We start from the raw sequence: 14,455 nt of genomic DNA, 5'->3' as shown, positions 1-14,455 counted from the left end.
TAAATGAGTACCAAAAAAATCAATCTCTCTAGAAGGCAGCACCTTAAGACTTCCGCAAAGCTCTTGAGCTTTGCCCTTCTGCTTACCGAGATAGACATTGCTTGGGGTGCCAAGATCTTAGGTGTGCGTGTCTGGCCTTCCGAAGACTACACCCGCGTTACCTTGGAGTCCGATACACCATTGCCTATTACTCAGCAGATTCTGACAAATCCAGATCGCTTGGTGGTTGACGTGCAAGGATTGGAGCTCAATCCCACTCTGAAAGATCTGGTAGCCAAAGTAAAGCCAAATGATCCGTATATCTCGCAAGTTCGGGTTGGTCAGTTTCAGCCTGGAGTTGTGCGTTTGGTATTTGACTTAAAAGAACCCATCAAGCCACAGCTCTTTACGCTTGATCCCATTGGTGAGTACAACTACCGCATGGTGTTTGATCTCTACCCCACTACGCCACCAGACCCATTAATGGCTTTAGTGAGAAGTAGCGCCAAGAAAGAAAGCGCCCTGGAAAAATCCAATGAAGAAGTGGATCTGATTGCGCAGTTCGCTACCAAGAAAGAGAAAGAGCTCGCCAAAACTCCAGCCGCCCCCGTTGCACAAGCCATTCCAGACCCCAAGGAATTACCAGCGCCTGCTAAGTACAAACGTTTGATCACGATTGCAATTGATCCTGGTCACGGTGGTGAAGATCCTGGCGCCATCGGTGCAGCCGGCTCACGAGAAAAGAATGTTGTACTTGCGATCGCCAAGAGACTCAAAGACAAGATTGAAGGCGAAGCCTATATGCGCCCTTTCTTAACAAGGGATGGCGATTACTTTGTGCCGCTGCATGTCCGAGTTCAAAAAGCACGACGTGTTGAAGCCGATTTATTTGTATCAATCCATGCGGATGCCTTTATTGAAAGAAACGCCAAGGGAGCATCCGTATTTGCACTATCCCAAATGGGAGCTAGTAGTACTGCTGCCAGATGGATGGCGAACAAAGAAAATGCTTCTGACCTTATTGGCGGCATCAATATCAAAACACAAGATCGTCAAGTTGCTAACCTACTCCTGGATATGTCGACTACGGCCCAGATCAAAGACTCACTACAAGTGGGCAACTCGATTCTGAAGCAAATTGGAGGATTTGCACCCCTACATAAGGGGAAGGTGGAGCAAGCCAGTTTTGCGGTATTGAAGGCTCCAGATATTCCCTCAATCCTGGTTGAGACGGCTTTTATTAGCAATCCGCAGGAAGAAGCGCGCCTGAACGATGATGGCTACCAAGACCGAATTGCAGAGGCCATTTTGAAGGGAATTAAGGACTATTTTTCCAAAAATCCACCAGTGGCCAGACGGATCAACTCCTAGGAACTTGTAAGTACAAGGGCTGAGGGGCAGACCCCGCAAACCCAGGGAAGACCTACAAACTTCTTGCTATAATTTATGGCTTAACTGGGTCGGTAGCTCAGTCGGTAGAGCAGCGGACTTTTAATCCGTTGGTCGCGAGTTCGAATCTCGCCCGACCCACCAAGCATCTATAAGGCTCCCAGGTTCATTCCTGAGAGCCTTTTTACTTTTATCGCGTAATTTACTCACCAAATGGTGAATATATCTCTCCATCTCGGTCAACCTTGGTCAGTCTCGGCCAAGTTTGATCAATATAAAAATTTGTAAATTCTTCTGCCTTACTTGATCTTCAACGTGTGTCTGTCACATTCGATCTGGAGCAGTTTTTAATAAGGCATGCACTCCTTGCTTGGTCCTTCTTCCACTCAGACCCAGTAATAAAGCATCTCTCTGCTTTATTACATTTAAATGAGTAATATGAGCTGGCCTTTTTCTGCAAAGGCGCACGCTATTGTTGTAGGTAAAAGAAATGCATCCGACTGCTTTCGGATGTGAAGCAGACTAAAGCCCTAACTAAGTCTAGTCGGCAGAGTTCGACCCTAAGCAGCCATCCAAAAACGTTTCATCTCTGGTAGGTCTTGCATGCCTCGCTCATATCCAAACTTAATAGCAGGTTCCATAATTTGAGGGTCCACAACACTCATGGTTTTTCTGCCAGGCAACATTCCGACAACCACCAGTTTAGTTTTTGTTCCGCCAGCCTCTAAATCTTTTACTTCTTGCAAAATCGTATTGGGCAATTGATTTAAACGAAGCCCCTCTTTTTCTTGCTCAATGGTGTCCGCCAAAGCAACGACTAACGCCCTCTTGGAGCCAGCCACAATATCGCAATGGGTTTCTGTCGAGCCAATACTGCCATCCATGCAGATACGATCCTTTACCCAAGTTGGCCCCGTTACACCTGGAGCAGATGCACTAGCCGCACAAGCAGTAATCACGGAGACTCCAGAATCCGGTGCAATTACTAAGCGCTCTGCGGTATAGCAATCAATCGTAGTGATATACATTTTTGGAGGAATATTTTTCATATCGCCCAAAAACACTTTGATATTGGTTTGAAATTTCTCAGAAGGAATGGATTTTGCCGCCATCGCCGCATGCCCAATAGCCTGAATTGTTACTGGGCTTCCATCTTTAGCATCGATACCCATCTTCATCACTCGTTCCTGGCTAGGTAAGAACTTTTTGGTTGGTACTAGCTTGGCCATGATCTTAGGATAGTCAGCTAAAAGATTAAATTCGGCAGAAAATAAATCTAAGCGACTACCTAATAAGGCGCTGCCCAAGACCGCACCCGCAGAAGTACCAACCACAATATCTGCCAAACGCAAGTCAATCCCGTTGCTTAGCATTGCATGAAAGTAACCAACCAAAAATGAGCTCATATATTCAGAGCCACCACCTAAAACAATAGCCCTGTCCTTACCCTTGCCTGGTGGGTTTTTATAGGGAATGGGGTGAGCTAATCCATCATCCCAATTGGCGGTAGTTGCCGCAATTTCCTTTGCTTCTATTTTTTTAACCTCAGCAATTGTTTTCTGAGAAAGATTTTGATTTTGAGCAAAAGCCTGTGTACTAGCGATACTGGCTACACCGACAGCAGAAGTTTTTAAGAAGGTACGGCGTGATGATTTAGACATGCTTATGTCTTTCCTGGAATATTGGTTTTATAGATCTGATTTTGGACTTTTAATGGTATTGGCTGACTTTCGGATTCTGGAATCATTACCTCTATATAAGATGCCCCATTAAAAGTATTGGCCTTCTCAATCGCCGCATCCAACTCAGCCACCGTGGCAACTCTTGCGCTAAACCAATCATCGCATCCCATTGCACCCGGAATTTGGGAGTAATTCCACTTAGCTAGCTCATCGTATGAAGGCCCCACTTCACTGAGCACATTCTCAACGCCAAAAATATTGTTATTGAGCACAAAAATGATAGGTTTAATGCCGTAGCGCCCCATCACTCCTATTTCATTGGCTGTTAACTGATGAGACCCATCCCCCGTTACTAGAATGGTTCTACCCCTTTTATTGGCCATGCAAATACCTTCTGCAGCTGGTGTTGCCCAACCAATCGAGCCCCATAAAGTCTGAGTTTGGAAGCCAACGTCTTCAGGCAATAGCATCGGGGTGGCATGCATAACGCATGTACCCGTTTCAACAACTAAAACATCGCCTGACTTCAGCATTTTTTGTAGGCGCGGATAAAAATTATCCGATGAGGTTAGATCTGTGGGAGCTCCCACTAAAGGCATAAGCGACTGTGAGCTCTTGCCAAATGCAGAGCTAGAACCAACTTTCTTGACTAAGCCATCAAGTATGTCACCCAACATAACACCAGTAAAAATAGTATTGCCCATTCGAACAAATTGATCGCCAAAGGTGATCATCTTTGAAGCAGCAATATTGTCAGTCCAAAATGTAGTGTTGAAATCCTCAAAAACTACGCCACCAATATCCAATACAAGATCTGCACCCTCAATAATCCCTTTTAAATTGGCTGGACTTGAGCCCATTCCACTATAGATCCCCAAGTAGCTAGGATGGGGCTCTGAAATAACACCCTTATCCATTGGTGTAGTTGCAAAAGGGATATTGGACTTCTCTAAGAAGCTAAGTAGAAGGCTTGATAAACCATAATTTGCAACGAACTGGGTTGGCAAGGCTACGGTGTTTTTACTTGCCTGCATTTTCTCAACGACAAAATTAAGCGCCGCCTCCAATGAAGCTGGATCGCTTTGAGTCCTTGTAATTTGACTTAGAGGTGCACCTTTTACGGGATTACCAATGATCGGCATTCTGCCCAAGTCCATGGGCACTGATATATACGCTGGCGCACTTAATCGCAAAGCCTCGCGAATCACTCGCTCCATCTCATCAATAACGTTATCTGGCGTTAAATTAGCCGATACACAACAGGCCGATTCCGATGCCGCCTTAAAGTTATTGAAGACACCATCACCCAAGGTGTGATGGGTAATAAGTCCCTGTCTTTGAATTTGCGTACTAGGCGCTCCAACAATATGAAAGACTGGAAGGCGCTGAGCTTTAGCCCCCATTACTCCATTAAGAGCGCTGAGCTCGCCCACCCCATAGGTTGTAGACAAAATAGATACGCCGTTAATCCGAGCATAACCATCGGCAGCATAGGCAGCATTTAATTCATTGGCGCACACAATCCACTGAAGTCGATCACAGGATTCAATTGCATCATCAAATGGAAATGAATAATCGCCTGGCACACCAAAAACTCGATCGATACCCAAATCCGCCAAACGATTAACGACATATTCAGCGACTGTAAATGTGGTGGATGCCATGGTTTTCCAATAAATTTAAGAATGTTGCAATATTTTAAGGGGTAAGCAATTAACCCAGAAAGTCTCTTATTGGCCGTTCTCTGTCCCTCGAGCGCCTCAAAATAACTCATCCCCAATGTCTAGAATGCCGCTATAAGCGGTCTTTCAAGTAGGTTCAGTCCTGCAAAAGCAACTTATTTTCTCCGGCTAAAGCAAAGACCGCCTCCCTTTGATTAAATACTAAGCATACCTATTAGTATTTTCTCTCCTTTTAATAGGATTAATCCCTTATCCTATATAGCTTTTTTCCGTTATTTTAAATACAAAAATAGGACATTAGAGTTTTATTTTTGTATATAATCTAAGTTAGATCAGGAAGGGAGGCCAAGATGGCTAAAGCAACAACCAAAGACCGTATTTTGGCTAGCCTACGTAATTGCAAAGGCAAGGTCTTCTTGCGCGATGACTTCAATCGATTTGGCACCTACCGCCAGGTATGCCGTGTAGTGAAAGAGCTCTCAGATGAGGGTAAGTTAATGCGCCTTGGTTACGGCACTTATGTAAAAGCGCGACCCTCCTCCATATCCGGTAAACCAGTCCCAGATGAAAGCCTAGTCAACATCGGCCTTGAGGCTATGAAAAAACTAGGTGTTAAAGCTGATATAGGCAAAGATATGCGTGCACTCATTCAAGGTGACAGCACTCAAGTACCCATGCTTCCCATTGTCAATATTGGCAATGCTAGAGTGTGTCGTAAGCTCTCTGTAGGCAACCGTAGTCTAATCTATGAAAAAAATTAACGACACCCAAAGACTACAAGTTTTAGATTTAATAACTGAGCTCGAGCTTGGTATTTCTGAATTCGCCCTTGAAAAAGATTTTATGGTGACCGATGCCTTGGCTCAGATTGTCAACATTAATAACCCAGATTTTGATTTGATTTTTTGTGGAGGCACATGCCTCTCCAAAGCCTATGACTTATTGGAGCGAGTCTCTGAAGACGTGGATATTAAAGCGTCCCCAAAATCTTCAGGAGCGCTGACAAATAGCAAAGTTAAATCAAGCATGAGCAAGCTCAAGGTCGATATTGAGTTGGCATTAAACAATGCTGGTTTCAAATCTGAATTCATTACACAAAATGCCAAGGATAGAAACAACTTTATTGAATTTGATGTGGAGTATTCAACCCACTTTCAAGTAAGTCCCGGCATGCGTGCCAACCTAAAACTCGAAGTTAGTTACAGCCCATTACGCGCACCAAAACAAAATAAAGCAATAGGCCTGCTATTTGATTCATTGGCGGGGACGAATACTGGCCCGAACTTTACAATGCCTTGCGTTGATTTAAGCGAGGCGTTAGCGGAAAAGCTCATCACCTTCCCAAGACGCCTAGCCCTATCTATGGCAAAAACTGATGAAAAAATTGATACCGCTTTAGTGCGTCACCTCTATGATGTTTACCAAATTACCGAAAAGAACCCATCCATCCTGTCAAAGAATTTAAATAAGCTATCCACCCTAGTTAATCAAGTAATTAAAAAAGATGCGGAGGATTTCGCGAACCAGCACAACACATTTGTGACCGATCCGCTTGGTGAAATTCAGAAAGCAATGCAGCACGCAAAGTCTGACCAAAAAACTAAAAATACCTATGATGAATTTATCAGAGTGATGGTGTATGACAAGAACGTCCCGTCCTTCGAAGATGCCTTCACACGATTCCAAGAAACCCTTAAATTAGCCCTACCGAATCTTTCTGATTAAAAGCCATCTATGACATGGTGACAAAACTGAGGGCTTTGGATTCTCCATTAAGAAATTAGAAATTTAGTGGTGAATAAACATAAATATAAGAGAGCTAAGTCCTTGATATTGCTACGGGCCCAAGATTGCGTATATTCACCATTAATAAATACATTTCTCAATTAAATCAATAGCTTGGCAAATTGTCTAAGACGGACTTTTAATCCGTTGGTCGCGAGTTCGAATCTCGCCCGACCCACCAAGCATCTATAAGGCTCCCAGGTTCATTCCTGAGAGCCTTTTTACTTTTATCGCGTAATTTACTCACCAAATGGTGAATATATCTCTCCATCTCGGTCAACCTTGGTCAGTCTCGGCCAAGTTTGATCAATATAAAAATTTGTAAATTCTTCTGCCTTACTTGATCTTCAACGTGTGTCTGTCACATTCGATCTGGAGCAGTTTTTAATAAGGCATGCACTCCTTGCTTGGTCCTTCTTCCACTCAGACCCAGTAATAAAGCATCTCTCTGCTTTATTACATTTAAATGAGTAATATGAGCTGGCCTTTTTCTGCAAAGGCGCACGCTATTGTTGTAGGTAAAAGAAATGCATCCGACTGCTTTCGGATGTGAAGCAGACTAAAGCCCTAACTAAGTCTAGTCGGCAGAGTTCGACCCAAAGCGGGCCATCAGAAACAACACAGCACTCCGTAGAGCGGCTTAAATCAAAAGAGCTAATGGCTACTTCTTTGCTTGTAATGCCTCAATAGTTTGCTGCAACTGAGAAGGTGTTGTAGTTTGAGTAGGTACAGCCTTGGGGTTGATTGCTTTTATCGTAGTAGCTAATTGACTTGGAGTGCTTGTTGGCGTTGGTGCGCACTTAGGACACAAAGTTTGTATGGTTGCAGCTAATTGAGACGTTGATGCCGATGCGGATGAGCTGGTGGAGCCACCGTCACCGCCACAGGCAGTCAATACGATAGCGGCAGTTAAGCCAATCGAGAATTTAAGTGACAACGACTTCATGGTTTAGTTCGCAACCAAAGAAGCCTGGACAGTCTGTGATGGAGAACCATCCGTAGGAATGGTGAAACATCCTCCAGACAGGGTGGTAGCTGAAAACGTGCAGCCCAGCGATAAGAAGACTGGGTTCGGCTTTTCAACAGGGGGCTGAAAGACCGCATTAGCCATCATTTGATAGCTGTCTCCAACAAGTCGCATAGAACCAAGTCCTGGAATTTCGGAATATTGTGTTGCTACTGGTGTTGGCAGCGATTGAGTGTAAGCAGCTTCAGCAAAGCCGGAGATTAAGTAGGAATTATTTCCGTTAGAGGTTACGGTACCCGTCATGTAATAGATGTAATAGTATCCACATGAACTATCGCAATAACTAGTACCAGTTGTGGACGCAGCCAACGGAGGAGTCATCTTCCAAGTAAGGGTCCCTGCAATTATTGGAGCAGCGCCAGATGATGGAAGTGTAGTTGGAGCAGGTGGCGCAGGTGGCGCTGCCGGCACTGCTGCTGGCTGGTTGCCACAACTGCCGCCGACATTAGAGCAATCGCTACCAGTCCATTTACATTGAGTGCCTCCGCCAACATTATTCGAAACGTAGTAATTTCCGCAAGTAGAAGAATTAGCATTTACAGCATTACAAGAGCCTACTGGGGTGCCGCGGCATTCTTGTGCACAGGCACTAACGCCATACAGACTTAGCAAACTAAAGAACGCTATCAGAAGATAATTATGCAATGATTTCATGGCATCGCTTTCATAAAATGTTGGCACAACAAAGAGGCATATTAAATTGGACTTGCTGGATTTTATGCATTTTTTTGAGTATACCAAGGGCCCCTTATGGCCGGACTGAGACCTTCAAGCATCTCAAAATATCCCGCTTGGAGTGACTGCAATTGGCTCTACAACGGCCCTTTTACGCAAAGCATTTAGCCAAAATTTATGGTGAATAAACGCAAATCTAATCGCGCTAAGTCCTTGATATTGTTGGGCGATGATGAAGGCATATATTCACCACTTATTAATTTATATTTGAATTAAATCAGTGAGTTGCAGCATTAGCTAAGACGGACTTTTAATCCGTTGGTCGCGAGTTCGAATCTCGCCCGACCCACCAGCATCACTAAGCCTCGCTTTTGCGGGGCTTTTTTATTACCTGCACTACCCCTCCGAATTGCTCTTTAAAACGCATTTTAGGGCCATTTTTTGGCTAGGGAATCCGACCCAAATCCAATAAAATAGTGAAATGCCAGCAAAGCTTGCCACAACACATCAACTTCGCCAATATAACGTTTGCAATGCCATAGCTTCTGCTCGAATTGAGGGCGTCACCTTAACAGAGCAGTTTGAACAAAAACTAACTAGCTATATATATGGCAAAAAAAGTATTGCGGAACTGATAAAAGAAGCTAGACAAAGTTATGCTAAGAATCCAATCAAATGACACCTGCAATGAGTAAAAAAATTATTATTATTGCCGGACCCAATGGCGCTGGTAAAACTACTTTTGCCAAGAACTTCTTGCCGCAAGAAGCCCTTACATTTCGGTTTATCAATGCTGATCTCATAGCTGCTGGTTTAGCACCATTCAATCCTGAATCTGTTTCATTTAAAGCTGCGCGCTTGATGCTGAACGAACTGGATGAATACACCAAAGCTGGCGAGAGCTTTGCCTTTGAAACAACTTTATCTGGCGCCCATTACTTACAACGAATTCAAGAATGGAAAGATTTAGGTTATTCGGTAAAGCTTTGGTTTATTGCACTAAGCTCACCTGAATTGGCTATTTCGCGTGTAAAAGAGCGGGTAGCACAAGGAGGGCACAACATCCCTGAAGAGGTCATTCGTAGGCGATATACCGCTGGCCTCGAGAATTTGCCCAAATACCAAAAAGTTGTAAAATCATGGGTATTGTTAGATGGAGATAAAACTCCCCCCGAGCAAACAGACCAGGGTTGACTATGACTATTCCAAGCAAAGACATTCGTAATTCCTCTGATCCCGATATCGCAGGATCTTACTACGCTATGCAACGAGCAGGTCAAGCAGCAATAGACTTAGCAATCCAAACTAATACGGCTATCGTAACCACTATTGACGGTAAGATAGTTCGAATCCCTGCTGCAGAACTCATCAAACAGCGCCAACTTAGGGCCTAAACACCGTTGGTCGCGAGTTCGAATCTCGCCCGACCCACCAAGATTTAACGGTACGTACCGGACACATGCTTTACGTCCGGTACCGACCACATGGTTTACACCTTTACCAATCACATCCCCAATACTTTGGGACCAAATGGGTTTTCTAGGGCTTGTACCCGAGAAGACTCCATATCAAAGTAAGCCATATCGTAATCCATAAAGCTCACTAACCACACGTCGTCTTCGACTTGCCGTAAGCCTACGTCATGACCAGCGAACACCGTACTAAAGTGAATCTTCTTACCATCAAGGCAGATGCGTCCGCAGTTAGTCACGGTCACTGTTTAGTCGTGGAAGGGGTAACTCACATCGGGCAGTCCTTCGTATTTTCGGGTCGAGGGGGTATAGAGCTGTGCCGGTTTTTTCATCTCCAGGGCTTGATGGGGCCGCTCATAGTTGTACTCATAGATAAAGTCTTCGAACTTATCTTGCTGTTGCAAAAGTGTTTTGGCAGGGGGTTTAGTAGTCGCTTGCTTGAGTGTTAAATGCATGCGTTCATGGCGGCCATTTTGCTGAGGATTGCCGGGCTTAATGCGCTCAATACCAATGCCTAAACGAAGCCACCACACCGATAGACTACTTAAACCATAGAGCGCATTAGCGCAGGCAAACGGCACACCGTTGTCTGAGCGGATGGAGCCTGGCAGTCCATACTCTTTAAAGAGTTGTTCAAACACGGTAAAAGCCTGCGCTTCGCGAGTACTCTCTAGGCCTTCACAGCAAATGAGGAAGCGAGAGGCATAGTCCGTCACGGTTAAGGGGTAACAGTACTGCTTATTACCCAGCATAAACTCCCCTTTGTAGTCCACGCACCATAGAGCATTCGGTTCTTTGAGATCCGATAAGTTGGTCCCCGTGAGCTTGGGGTGGTGGCGTCTGCGTTTCTTTTTGACTAAGCCATGGCGATCGAGAACGGCATGCACCGTGCTTTTGGCGGGCAATGCTAACTCCGGGTAGTGGGTGTGCAATCTGTCGCGCAATTTAGGAGCGCCCCAGGTCGGGAACTCCTTTTTGAGGTTCACGATCAGTTGCTCGACCTGGAAGGGCAGCCGATTGGCTTGCCTAAAGGGCCTTCTTGATCGATCCGTAAAGGCTTCTAAACCACTGTCTTTATAGCGATCAATGATTTTATGGCCAGTGACTCTGGAGATTCCAAACTCCTGGCAAAGGGTAGCAATCTTCTCGCCATCAAGGTAACGAGATACAAACTTGAGCTTTTCATCCATCTTCGTACTTTCATTCCACGGCATAGTAAGGTCCCTCCTATGCCAAAAACTGTAAAGTATGTGTCCGGTATAAAGTGTTAACTATGTGTCGAGTCGTACAAGTGATGAAAAATTTATTTAAGAGACTGTAAAAATTTGGTCGCCCGCTGAACTGCCTCGTCGTAGCTTGGCTTGTAATTTAATACATCAATCTCAGCAAACTGCGCCTTTAATACTGATGCTCTGATTGCTATTTGACTGGTAAATAGATCAGCATTCTTCCGCAAGAATTTAGCTGCTTTTATCAATGCCTCGGGCTCACGCTCAATGACTAAAGACAGGTCAAATAAATCACGGGCAGATGCCCTGTCGCCTCGATGCCATAATTTCTTTGCCACAATCTCTGCAGCAGTTTCCACCCGAATATGTTGCCCGCCAATATTCCACATTTCAAATGGTGCTTCAGTTAGATTTGGAGATGCCACAAAGTCAATCTCCCCCTCTGGGCGAATTAGCTTAACGTATGAACTTTGATCTTCGACATAATCTGTACTCACTGCTGCAGCTACATCGCTTAGACGCGGCGTTACAAAACCCAAGTACTGCGGATCTGGGACAAAGATATCAATGTCTTTACTAAGACGATGCTGATATCGAAACATTAATACGGTACCACCCCCGAAAGTCCAGAATGGATCGGGTGTCCCATGACTCTTAATATCTTCAATAATCGAAAGTGCATGTGGCAGCAAATCCTCCCAAACCCCTGAAGGTAAATTACGTTCAACGATAGTCGTCATCAATTAAGCCCATGCCGATCTTGGTGAATGCATCTCATGCGCCCACCGATCAATATTTTTCCAAATTAGTTTGGGGGCAACATGATTTACTGCTGCTGCCTCCTCAACTGCGGACACAATAATTTCTAAAGGCGCCTCATCTAGCAATGTTGCCACATGCGGAAAAATACTTTCCGGTACTTTTCCACATGCTAATGAATGAGATAAGTCGCTACTGTGAAGCTTAGTCTTATAACTAACGCTTGCAGTTTTACTGGCCATATCCAAGCCATGATGTTTTTTGCTGTGCTCTTGAGTGATGACATCCAAACCCAATAGGGATAGCAAGGAGAGCAATTTAGCGGCGCCCAAATCCTTCAAAGTGCCTTTCTCTAAATGGTGGATAGTGGACCTTGAAAGACCACAAAGCTTTGCCAATCGATCCTGGGATAAACCCAGATCAGCACGACGCTGCCCAGCTTTGAGACCAATTTCACGTAAGTTCATGAGGATATTATCCCATAAATTGTGTAATATATTACACATTATTTAAGCCTAATTAGCCAAAAAAGTTATATTGGGGCACCCGGAAGGGCTTTCCCATTTCTAATCTTGTAAATAGGATCGCGTCTATTCACCTGATCAGAGGCCCAACTTACCCATAAGCGCCAATCAGGGTGTTTTTTGCGGAAATACCTATCAGCCTTCACAGCATTGATAAATGCTCTTATTTCTTGAAGAGCAGCCCATTCAGAAGCATTTTCTTGTAGGTCCTGCCACTGACGCTTTTTCCTCTCAATCTCGTCAGCCTTGTCTTGCTCGATCTTTCGCAAGCGCTCTCGCTCAAGCTCCTTCGCCTCCCTCTCAATCCGCTCAGCCCTACCCCTCACCATTAGGTCGGAGACTATTTCAGAGATTGCAGAAAGCCCCTCTTCAACCGATTTATTGGAGGAATCTTTCAGTGTTCGCTCCGAATACAGATCCACATGGCCAATCTTTAGTTCAAGCTTTCCACTAGCCGTGTAGTCAATGCTAGCCATATAAGTCCTTCTATGGCCGTCATAACTCATATAAGAAGATTGACGCCGCAAGGGTGGAATATGCCGAGTGGCAGTTTCATAAAAACTAAACAAAATAGACTCGCCATCAATAACCAAAACAGGCCGAGAGCGGCCATTTGACCAGCGCTGATAACTTTTTATCTCAGCACCTTTGCTCAAATACATATTGAGAATCGTTTGAAGAATTCTTTTTGCCCTGGATACATTATCAGGGGATATTTCAGCATCAAACCCAGATTTAGAATCCCAACGCCCGAATCGATTGGTTTTTGACTTATCTAAACCCTTGAAAGTTTCTTCAATCGCTGGATGGAAAGACCGACCTTGATAAATTGGAAAATTGCCATTAATTTCAAAGGTCACCGTTTCTGCTGCTAACTCTTCCGCAGGTACATCTTTAACCGGAGACTTTTCTCGAGCTAACTTTTTAACTCTTGGAAGATTATCTACAGTAGAAAATTCTGGCTCATCTCCATTACTCCAAACATGAAGTGATGGCATTTCAGGCAGTGGTTTGCCCAACTCTTTTTTGATCCAATTGAATCGCTACCACTTCTATAGACACTTTCTAGCCTAATATTTAGTCTATTAGGAGGTGTGTAATGAGTACAAGAAGACGGTTTACTGAAGAGTTCAAGTTAGAGGCAGTCAAGCAAGTCGTTGAGCGAGGATTTGGGGTTCGAGATGTGGCTGCTAGGCTGGGCACCTCACCCCATAGTCTGTATGCCTGGATTAATAAATATGGTATTCCAGCCGAGCAGCGCTTAGTTCAAGATGATCAATTAGCTAAGCTTAAAAGACTGGAGGCGGAGCTGCGGCGGGTTACCGAAGAGCGCGACATCCTAAAAAAGGCCGCCGCGTACTTTGCCAAGGAGTCCGGTTAAAGTACGCCTTCATCAAAAAGCACCAGCATGAGCATGCCATCCGCACGATGTGCAAGGTTTTGCGAGTCCACCACAGTGGCTATTACGCTTGGCTTAAAGAGCCGCTCTCGTCTCGAGCGTATGAGAACCAGATGATCGTAGGTCAAATTAAGCAAGCGTGGCTGGCAAGCGGCACCATCTATGGTTATCGCAAGATCCATGATGACCTGCAAGATCTGGGGATTGCTTGTGGAGAGCAACGGGTGTATCGATTGATGAAGGCACAGGGCCTGCGTTCCCAAACAGGCTACAAGCGTAAACCACGGCACCATACTGGTAAGCCTCATGTGGCAGCCCCCAATCACTTGGGTCAGCAGTTTGATGTTTTAGAACCTAATGAGACCTGGGTAACGGACATTACTTATATCCGCACGCATGAGGGTTGGCTGTACTTGGCGGTGGTCTTGGATTTATTCTCCCGCCAGATTGTAGGCTGGTCGATGCAAGGTCAAATGGATAAGGAGTTGGTGGTCAGCGCCTTGCTGATGGCTTTATGGAAACGAAAACCCAAGCAGACAGTGATGATCCACTCGGATCAAGGCAGTCAATTTTCTAGTTACGAGTGGCAAGCGTTCTTAAAAGAACATAACCTCAAACAAAGCATGAGTCGGCGCGGAAACTGCCATGACAATGCCGTAGTGGAGAGCTTTTTCCAACTACTCAAGCGGGAGCGGATTAAACGTAAAACCTATGCCAGCAGAGCAAAAGCAAGAGAAGATATTTTTGATTACATCGAAATGTTTTACAACCCGGTTAGACGCCATAGTTACAACAATGGACTTTCTCCGGTAAGATTTGAAGAGCAGTACCAAGCGAGGTTGGGAAGTGTCTA

General features: G+C 44.8%; 16 protein-coding genes and 1 tRNA gene. 8 read left to right on the top strand and 9 right to left on the bottom strand.

All coding sequences use genetic code 11. The features are described 5' to 3' along the window. The first annotated feature begins 3 nt into the window (after positions 1–3). Both ICN34_RS05250 and ICN34_RS05245 read left to right on the top strand, forming a co-directional pair. Positions 4–1,350 (top strand): N-acetylmuramoyl-L-alanine amidase, encoded by a 1,347-nt coding sequence (locus ICN34_RS05250; RefSeq protein WP_216121252.1) that lies wholly within the window; start codon positions 4–6, stop codon positions 1,348–1,350. 86 nt (positions 1,351–1,436) lie between these two features. Beyond that, positions 1,437–1,512, top strand: a tRNA-Lys gene (locus ICN34_RS05245). Between the two features lie 416 nt (positions 1,513–1,928). On the opposite strand, the gene ICN34_RS05240 is transcribed toward ICN34_RS05245, so the two are convergent. Further along, positions 1,929–3,029, bottom strand: a complete 1,101-nt coding sequence (locus ICN34_RS05240) for a patatin-like phospholipase family protein (protein WP_215310630.1) — start codon at positions 3,027–3,029, stop codon at positions 1,929–1,931. Between the two features lie 2 nt (positions 3,030–3,031). Beyond that, positions 3,032–4,714 carry an alpha-keto acid decarboxylase family protein gene (locus ICN34_RS05235; protein ID WP_215310631.1) on the bottom strand — a complete coding sequence of 561 codons (1,683 nt, stop codon included), beginning with the start codon at positions 4,712–4,714 and terminating at the stop codon, positions 3,032–3,034. Positions 4,715–5,082: 368 nt separating this feature from the next. Between ICN34_RS05235 and ICN34_RS05230 the strand changes: the two genes are divergently transcribed. Further along, a complete protein-coding gene (locus ICN34_RS05230; protein ID WP_216121249.1) occupies positions 5,083–5,493 on the top strand; it encodes a DUF6088 family protein in 411 nt (136 codons plus the stop codon). After that, a complete protein-coding gene (locus ICN34_RS05225; RefSeq protein WP_216121247.1) occupies positions 5,480–6,457 on the top strand; it encodes a nucleotidyl transferase AbiEii/AbiGii toxin family protein in 978 nt (325 codons plus the stop codon). The genes ICN34_RS05230 and ICN34_RS05225 overlap by 14 nt, the downstream gene beginning before the upstream one ends. A gap of 721 nt (positions 6,458–7,178) precedes the next feature. Here the strand turns inward: ICN34_RS05225 and ICN34_RS05220 are convergent. Together ICN34_RS05220 and ICN34_RS05215 are read right to left on the bottom strand one after the other, a co-directional pair. Continuing rightward, entirely contained in the window at positions 7,179–7,463 is a 285-nt protein-coding gene (locus ICN34_RS05220; RefSeq protein WP_216121245.1) for a hypothetical protein, read from the bottom strand. Positions 7,464–7,466: 3 nt separating this feature from the next. Further along, a complete protein-coding gene (locus ICN34_RS05215; protein ID WP_216121242.1) occupies positions 7,467–8,198 on the bottom strand; it encodes a hypothetical protein in 732 nt (243 codons plus the stop codon). A gap of 502 nt (positions 8,199–8,700) precedes the next feature. Between ICN34_RS05215 and ICN34_RS05210 the strand changes: the two genes are divergently transcribed. The 3 genes from ICN34_RS05210 to ICN34_RS05200 are packed head-to-tail and all read left to right on the top strand — an operon-like array spanning position 8,701 to position 9,613. Beyond that, entirely contained in the window at positions 8,701–8,898 is a 198-nt protein-coding gene (locus ICN34_RS05210; protein ID WP_216121240.1) for an antitoxin VbhA family protein, read from the top strand. 8 nt (positions 8,899–8,906) lie between these two features. Beyond that, positions 8,907–9,413 carry a zeta toxin family protein gene (locus ICN34_RS05205; RefSeq protein ID WP_255538582.1) on the top strand — a complete coding sequence of 169 codons (507 nt, stop codon included), beginning with the start codon at positions 8,907–8,909 and terminating at the stop codon, positions 9,411–9,413. 2 nt (positions 9,414–9,415) lie between these two features. Further along, positions 9,416–9,613: a hypothetical protein gene (locus ICN34_RS05200; protein WP_216121236.1), complete on the top strand. Its 198-nt coding sequence runs from the start codon at positions 9,416–9,418 to the stop codon at positions 9,611–9,613. 110 nt (positions 9,614–9,723) lie between these two features. On the opposite strand, the gene ICN34_RS05195 is transcribed toward ICN34_RS05200, so the two are convergent. The 5 genes from ICN34_RS05195 to ICN34_RS05175 all read right to left on the bottom strand — a co-directional run bounded on the left by ICN34_RS05195 (position 9,724) and on the right by ICN34_RS05175 (position 13,201). Then, complete coding sequence (locus ICN34_RS05195) at positions 9,724–9,930, bottom strand: hypothetical protein (RefSeq protein WP_216121235.1); 207 nt, start codon at positions 9,928–9,930, stop codon at positions 9,724–9,726. 9 nt (positions 9,931–9,939) lie between these two features. After that, complete coding sequence (locus ICN34_RS05190) at positions 9,940–10,905, bottom strand: integrase core domain-containing protein (RefSeq protein WP_216121233.1); 966 nt, start codon at positions 10,903–10,905, stop codon at positions 9,940–9,942. A gap of 89 nt (positions 10,906–10,994) precedes the next feature. Continuing rightward, complete coding sequence (locus ICN34_RS05185; RefSeq protein WP_216121231.1) at positions 10,995–11,660, bottom strand: nucleotidyl transferase AbiEii/AbiGii toxin family protein; 666 nt, start codon at positions 11,658–11,660, stop codon at positions 10,995–10,997. A 3-nt stretch (positions 11,661–11,663) separates the two neighbouring features. Beyond that, positions 11,664–12,146, bottom strand: coding sequence for a helix-turn-helix transcriptional regulator (locus ICN34_RS05180; protein ID WP_216121229.1), 483 nt, complete (start codon positions 12,144–12,146; stop codon positions 11,664–11,666). Positions 12,147–12,211: 65 nt separating this feature from the next. Then, positions 12,212–13,201 carry a hypothetical protein gene (locus ICN34_RS05175; protein WP_216121227.1) on the bottom strand — a complete coding sequence of 330 codons (990 nt, stop codon included), beginning with the start codon at positions 13,199–13,201 and terminating at the stop codon, positions 12,212–12,214. Between the two features lie 101 nt (positions 13,202–13,302). On the opposite strand from ICN34_RS05175, the gene ICN34_RS05170 reads away from it, so the two are divergent. Further along, positions 13,303–14,455, top strand: a protein-coding gene (locus ICN34_RS05170; protein WP_143742197.1) for an IS3 family transposase whose coding sequence is annotated in 2 segments (ribosomal slippage) — positions 13,303–13,543 and positions 13,543–14,455 — 1,154 coding nt annotated over the 2 segments. Because the reading frame shifts where the segments join, the coding sequence is not laid out codon by codon here. This gene is flagged as partial in the annotation.

The sequence above is a fragment of the Polynucleobacter sp. Tro8-14-1 genome (assembly GCF_018881655.1).
In the GTDB taxonomy this organism is placed as follows: domain Bacteria; phylum Pseudomonadota; class Gammaproteobacteria; order Burkholderiales; family Burkholderiaceae; genus Polynucleobacter.
Note: the sequence above shows the minus strand (reverse complement) of the source record. Positions and strands in the feature narration are given on the sequence as shown.

Bases quoted from the DNA above. Each gene is read 5' to 3' on its own strand.
- ICN34_RS05225 (WP_216121247.1), top strand. From the start codon at position 5,480: ATGAAAAAAATTAACGACACCCAAAGACTACAAGTTTTAGATTTAATA.
- ICN34_RS05220 (WP_216121245.1), bottom strand. From the start codon at position 7,463: ATGAAGTCGTTGTCACTTAAATTCTCGATTGGCTTAACTGCCGCTATC.
- ICN34_RS05190 (WP_216121233.1), bottom strand. From the start codon at position 10,905: ATGCCGTGGAATGAAAGTACGAAGATGGATGAAAAGCTCAAGTTTGTA.
- ICN34_RS05235 (WP_215310631.1), bottom strand. From the start codon at position 4,714: ATGGCATCCACCACATTTACAGTCGCTGAATATGTCGTTAATCGTTTG.
- ICN34_RS05175 (WP_216121227.1), bottom strand. From the start codon at position 13,201: ATGCCATCACTTCATGTTTGGAGTAATGGAGATGAGCCAGAATTTTCT.
- ICN34_RS05230 (WP_216121249.1), top strand. From the start codon at position 5,083: ATGGCTAAAGCAACAACCAAAGACCGTATTTTGGCTAGCCTACGTAAT.
- ICN34_RS05215 (WP_216121242.1), bottom strand. From the start codon at position 8,198: ATGAAATCATTGCATAATTATCTTCTGATAGCGTTCTTTAGTTTGCTA.
- ICN34_RS05180 (WP_216121229.1), bottom strand. From the start codon at position 12,146: ATGAACTTACGTGAAATTGGTCTCAAAGCTGGGCAGCGTCGTGCTGAT.
- ICN34_RS05185 (WP_216121231.1), bottom strand. From the start codon at position 11,660: ATGACGACTATCGTTGAACGTAATTTACCTTCAGGGGTTTGGGAGGAT.
- ICN34_RS05250 (WP_216121252.1), top strand. From the start codon at position 4: ATGAGTACCAAAAAAATCAATCTCTCTAGAAGGCAGCACCTTAAGACT.
- ICN34_RS05200 (WP_216121236.1), top strand. From the start codon at position 9,416: ATGACTATTCCAAGCAAAGACATTCGTAATTCCTCTGATCCCGATATC.
- ICN34_RS05210 (WP_216121240.1), top strand. From the start codon at position 8,701: ATGCCAGCAAAGCTTGCCACAACACATCAACTTCGCCAATATAACGTT.
- ICN34_RS05205 (WP_255538582.1), top strand. From the start codon at position 8,907: ATGAGTAAAAAAATTATTATTATTGCCGGACCCAATGGCGCTGGTAAA.
- ICN34_RS05240 (WP_215310630.1), bottom strand. From the start codon at position 3,029: ATGTCTAAATCATCACGCCGTACCTTCTTAAAAACTTCTGCTGTCGGT.